At 66.8% G+C, this 4,956-nt stretch carries 3 protein-coding genes and 1 pseudogene; 3 read left to right on the top strand and 1 reads right to left on the bottom strand.

Annotated features, from left to right (window positions below; translation table 11 throughout):
• Nucleotides 1-612: 612 nt before the first annotated feature.
• Nucleotides 613-1,362, bottom strand: coding sequence for an SAVMC3_10250 family protein (locus ACFXB5_RS33090; RefSeq protein WP_385214842.1), 750 nt, complete (start codon nt 1,360-1,362; stop codon nt 613-615).
• Nucleotides 1,363-1,521: 159 nt separating this feature from the next.
• On the opposite strand from ACFXB5_RS33090, the gene ACFXB5_RS33095 reads away from it, so the two are divergent.
• The 3 genes and pseudogenes from ACFXB5_RS33095 to ACFXB5_RS33105 all read left to right on the top strand — a co-directional run.
• On the top strand, nt 1,522-3,303 hold the full coding sequence (locus ACFXB5_RS33095; RefSeq protein ID WP_385214845.1) for a hypothetical protein: 1,782 nt from the start codon (nt 1,522-1,524) through the stop codon (nt 3,301-3,303).
• 48 nt (nt 3,304-3,351) lie between these two features.
• A complete protein-coding gene (locus ACFXB5_RS33100) occupies nt 3,352-4,515 on the top strand; it encodes a serine/threonine-protein kinase (RefSeq protein WP_385214848.1) in 1,164 nt (387 codons plus the stop codon).
• A gap of 47 nt (nt 4,516-4,562) precedes the next feature.
• Nucleotides 4,563-4,715, top strand: a pseudogene (locus tag ACFXB5_RS33105) (IS3 family transposase); the annotation flags it as partial.
• Nucleotides 4,716-4,956 lie beyond the last annotated feature (241 nt).

Genomic DNA, 4,956 nt, shown 5'->3' on the forward strand with positions numbered 1-4,956 from the left:
TGTTTTGGGGGGGGGGGGGGGGCGGGGGGGTCGGCCCCCCCCCCCCGCGGGGGGGGGTTGCGGGGGCCCGCGGGAGCGGGGGCCCCAACTTCACAACGAGGAGGTCTGTCAATCACCTACTGCCGCGGAGACTGCTGCAGGACTCGAGGGTTTGGATGGTCGACTCACGAGTCAGCTCCGTCTGCGCGGAGAGGGCCCCGCGTGCGGTGTATGCCGTCCGGGCCGGGCCCTGCGACTGTGCCCGGCCGCCCCGGATCTGCCAGACAGCAGCGTGTGGGCCCGGGGCAGTCGGCGGGGCGACGAGGCGTCAGGTCGCACGTTGGAAGAGTGCCTCTGATTGGCGATGTGGCAAGTCCACGATCCCGCGTGTCGCCGTACGGATCCGCCCAGCCGAGCTTGCCCCACCCATGCCACTCGAGGGTGCTCAGCACCCTCGCTAACGCTTTACCGTGCGCGTAAGAGCCCGCAGTAGGGTGTCCCGGGACGGCCCCTTTCGCGGAGGTCGTCCCGAGTGCAGTTCCAGCTCAATCTCCATGACCGCTCCAACGGCCTCGGGCGCTGAAGCTTCGCAGAGATCATTTGTCAGACACGACTAGCGGCGTCGCTACGCCCTTATGCAAGACGTTGCTCAGCAACGGCCGCCGCGTACTCCACAACGAGCGGGCTCGCCACCAAGCACGGGGACGTGGTGTCGGTGCTCGGAAGGAGCCCTGTGACGCGCGCGTATCCGGTCATCATCGCAGACGTGTCGATGCCGGTGTCCTCCTCGTCCAGGGCGTGCAGCAGCGCTTGGACGTCCCGATCGTGCAGGTCGGCGGCTGTCCGAGGTGAGGGCTGGTTCCCGGGCGGCGGCTCGCGGTGCCGGGTGAGTGCCTCGACGACTTGTCCGGCTCGGGTGACGAAGGAGGCGCCCAGACTGGATGCGGAGTTCACTGCCTCCAGCTCGGGGCCGTCTACCGGCATGGGTGTCCAGCCCCGCAGGTGCCGGGCCGACCCGTGCATCAACAACCGGCAGTCTCCGGCTGTCGCGCGGTTTGCGCCCCATGCCCGCAGCGAGTCCACGAACAGTACGAGATCCTGGTCGGCGCCGCTGAGTGTCACGCACCGCAGTGGGGCTTCGAACTGTACCCACTGGCCGGGACGCAGCTGGGGCTCGGTGTACCACTCCGCGACGAGCTCCAGATGCTGGTGCACCTCCCGCAGGTGCCGCAGCTGTCCGAACTCCCGCTCCGGGGCCGGCGCGTCCACGTCGATGCCGCCGAACGGCGTGGTCAGACGAAGAGTGCTCGCCCGCGGCAGACGCCGGGGCTCAGGTATGAACTGCCTCAGCTTTCCTTCTGACAGATAAGCGATCTCACGCAAGGGGCATCCTCGTCCGGTGTGCTGACTCCATGGCACGTCATACTGCCACGCCGCTCCGACACCGGCTGCTGTCGCCCAACCGCCGTTCATTTCCGGCCAGTTGACCGCAAAAGGTGCGTGGGTGCTCGATAATGAGCAAGCACGCGCCACAATGCCGCGATGACCTCGGGGGATGTCATGGAGGACCGGAACGAGACCGACTCAGCCCTGCACCGGCTGACCGAACGGCTGGAGGACGTAGGGGAAGAACAAGCCCGCCACGGGGGAAGGCTGGACACCTTCGAAGACGGTCTGCACGGCGTGCGCGCCGATGTCGTCCGGCTGCGCGGTGACGTCACCGAAGTACGCCACGATGTCGCGGAACTGGAGAGCGCGGTCAGCGGCACCCGCAAGGTTCTGGACGCCTTCATCGAGCAGTACGGCCGCGATCGGGAGGTGGCCCGGGCCCAGGCCGAACTGGCCCGTCTGACCACCGTCTTTCAAACGGACTTCGCCCAGCGCAAACAGACTCGCGCCCTGGCCCGCGGGCTGGTCCACACCCTCACCGCACAGGCCGTACACAGGAAGGTGGTCAACACCGCTACGGTACGGGCCTGCGTTGAGGAACGGATGCTCCTCGAGCCCGCCTACTGGCTGGCCCCGGCGATGATGGCGGTGGCCGCCAATTTCCGCAACGAGACCGATCAGGGTGAGCGCGCCCAGTCGCACGCCTGCACCCTGGACGCCGCCAAGGCCAACCTCTTCTTCGCCCTGACCTCTTCGCGCCTGGGGAACGAGGCCGCAGCAGCCGCCTGGATGGACACCTACCTCCAGACGCTCGACCCTGGCGAACTCGGCCAGGACTTCTACGTCGTCCTGGACGCCATCGCAAGCAACGAGCTGGGAGAGAAGGCACTCAGCTACACCCGGCAGGCCATGGCGAGATGGAACCAGAGCATGCACCGCACGTCAGCGGCCGCGAAGTGGGAAGCCCAGTTGCGCAACCTACGCCGACGGACATCCGAAGACCAGTACACGGCACTGCGCGAGACATGCGGAGCTCAGTGGGACGCTCTCCGGCACGGCTGGGAACTAGCGACCGTGCCCCAGAGCACTCTGGACTACCTCCGGCGCACGTTCCCCGACGGCCCGGACGGAGCCGACCGCCCCGTCGGTGACGGCCGCCACGTCGAGAGCGCCCTTGAGCGGCTGATCAACCAGCTCGAGCCTGACGAGGCACATCTGCTTGAGCAGATGCGACGGCTCGAGCGCATCATCGAACACGAGGGAGATCTGGAAGCGGCCAGGCAGGCACACCAGTCGTCTCTGGGCCCGGAAGCCGAGCCGGTGACCTTCATGGTGCTCCTGGATCAGGCCGTCTTCGCACCGGACGCGGCTCGGCTCGGCCCTCCAGCCCGTCGCATGGCCCTCCGCGCCATCTGGCCAAGCCTGGAGAGTGCCGCCAACCAAGCTGTCGCTGAGTCCCGGCGTCGTCTCCCCCACCACATCACCCTGAGCGTGGCGGGATACTCCTGGAACCTGCCGACCGATCCGTACCAGCGCGTGAATCCGGGCGCACTCATTGACGACCTCGCCGCGCGCCTCGAGCAACAGACCCAGGCCCGGTCGGACGCCGTGGTGCGCCGCTGGCCGCGCGTCTGCGGCGTCCTGCTGTTCGGGACCGTCACCGGGGCGCTCGTGGTGCCGTTCGTCGATGGTCTCGCGCGGGGAGTGTTCCTCTTTCTGATCCTCGCCGTGGTCGCGTGGGTCCTGTGGGAGGTCTGCGGCGTTTCCCTGCGGAAGAGACACGTGCGCGAGCAGGGCGACCAGTTGCGCCATAAGGCCGTCACGACGCTGGCCAACGCACTGCAGCAGCGGGAGGACTTCTTCACGGAATGGCACGAGTCCATGCAGAACCTAGCAGCCCTCGCCCTCTGGGCGGGCACCTCAAAGCAGCGCTGACCACAAGGGCGACGCGATTCGACGCGCACAAGGCACAAGGGGTGAGGGGTGGACAGCTCCACACTGATCGGTGGCCATCTCAGGCTCAAGGACGGCCCCGTCAGTGGCGCCATGGGCGATGTGTGGACAGCCGAGGATACGAGGCTGGGCCGCACCGTGGCCGTGAAGTTCTTTGCCAGGCGCCGTCTCATACAGCAGGGAGTCCCTACAGAGTTCGCCGAGTCGACCGCGAGAATGTTTCAGCGGGAGGGCCAGGCCATGGCCCGGCTCAACCACAGGCGTGTCGCGCAGATCTATGGAGGCGGCGAACACGACGGCGAGTTCTACATCGTCATGGAGTACGTCGAGGGCAGGTCCCTCGCCGAGCACCTCAGGTCCGGGCCGGGGCTTCCGCTCGAGCGCACCGTGCGCTGGACACGCCAGATCTGCGAGGGAGTCGGCGCCGCGCACACCGCTGAGGTGATCCACCGCGACATCAAGCCCGACAACATCATGATCACGCGACAGGGGGACGTGAAACTCATCGACTTCGGGCTGGCGTATCTGACCGACGCCGCCCAGACCCACACCGTCGCGGGCACCCCTTTGTACAAGGCACCCGAGCGGTGGCTCGGCGAGACCGGCAACGAACGCAGCGACCTGTACTCCGTGGGCTGCGTCCTGTACGAGATGCTGACAGGACGCCCGCCCTTCGGAACTCCCCAGGACGATGCCATGACCGTGGGCCGTATGCATCAGGACGAAGTGCCGGCGCCTCCGAGCGCCCACCGCCCCGGCGTCCCCGCTCAACTAGACAGCCTCGTGAGGGCTCTCTTGGCCAAGGACCCAGCAGAGCGGCCCGGGAGCGCTCAGAGGGTCGCACATGCGATGGGCGAGATCCTCAACGTCCTGGACGTGACGGGCGATCTCGCCGGACGAGCCGACGCACCCGACGCGCACGACAGCAATGCCGGTCTTTCCAGCCGCATTGAAGCGCTGGACTCGCGCATCTTCGAGCTGGAACTCCGTTTCGAACCCAGCGATCAACCGGTGATCGATGCACGCGCCGAACACGCCGACCTCACCGGCCAGTCAGGCGACACCCGCGGAGCAGCAGCCCTCTACAACCAGCTCGCCAGGGACTGCCAGGACTTCTTCGGCCCCTACGACGTCCGGACACTGGATGCCTTCGAGGGCCTCGCACGGTGGAACAGCAGAGCGCGCACGAACTGAACCACTCTGGGTCTGATGGACACTCGATTCCCTGAGAGGACCGAGTCATTGCACGTCCGTCCCCCGACCCTGCTGAGCTCCGTGAGCGTGCAGTGCGCATGGTCGCGGAGATTCCGAACCATCCGACCGAGTGGGCCGCGATGAAGGGGGACATCGCGAAACTGGGCGTCGGCGCGCCGGAGACGGTGCGGAACTGGCTTACAGATGGACGTCGACCAACAACCGCCACAAGGACAACCGGGCAACATTCAGACCGCAAATGAGCTCAAGGGCCGGGCGTTGTCAGTATCGGGAGCGATGATGACTACTGACGTATTTCTTGTCCATGGGGGGCACGGTGCACCTAAGAGCTTGTCTCACGTGGTGTCAGGTTGATGCGGCATGATGTTGCGCTATGGGTGTTGGTCTGTCGCAGCGGCTGGTTCCTGACGAACTCTGGTC

It is taken from the genome of Streptomyces sp. NPDC059455 (assembly GCF_042750115.1).
Taxonomy (GTDB): Bacteria; Actinomycetota; Actinomycetes; order Streptomycetales; family Streptomycetaceae; genus Streptomyces; species Streptomyces endocoffeicus.

What these genes read in the sequence shown, in the direction of transcription:
- ACFXB5_RS33095 (WP_385214845.1), top strand. Translation starts at nt 1,522, where the DNA reads ATGACCTCGGGGGATGTCATGGAGGACCGGAACGAGACCGACTCAGCC.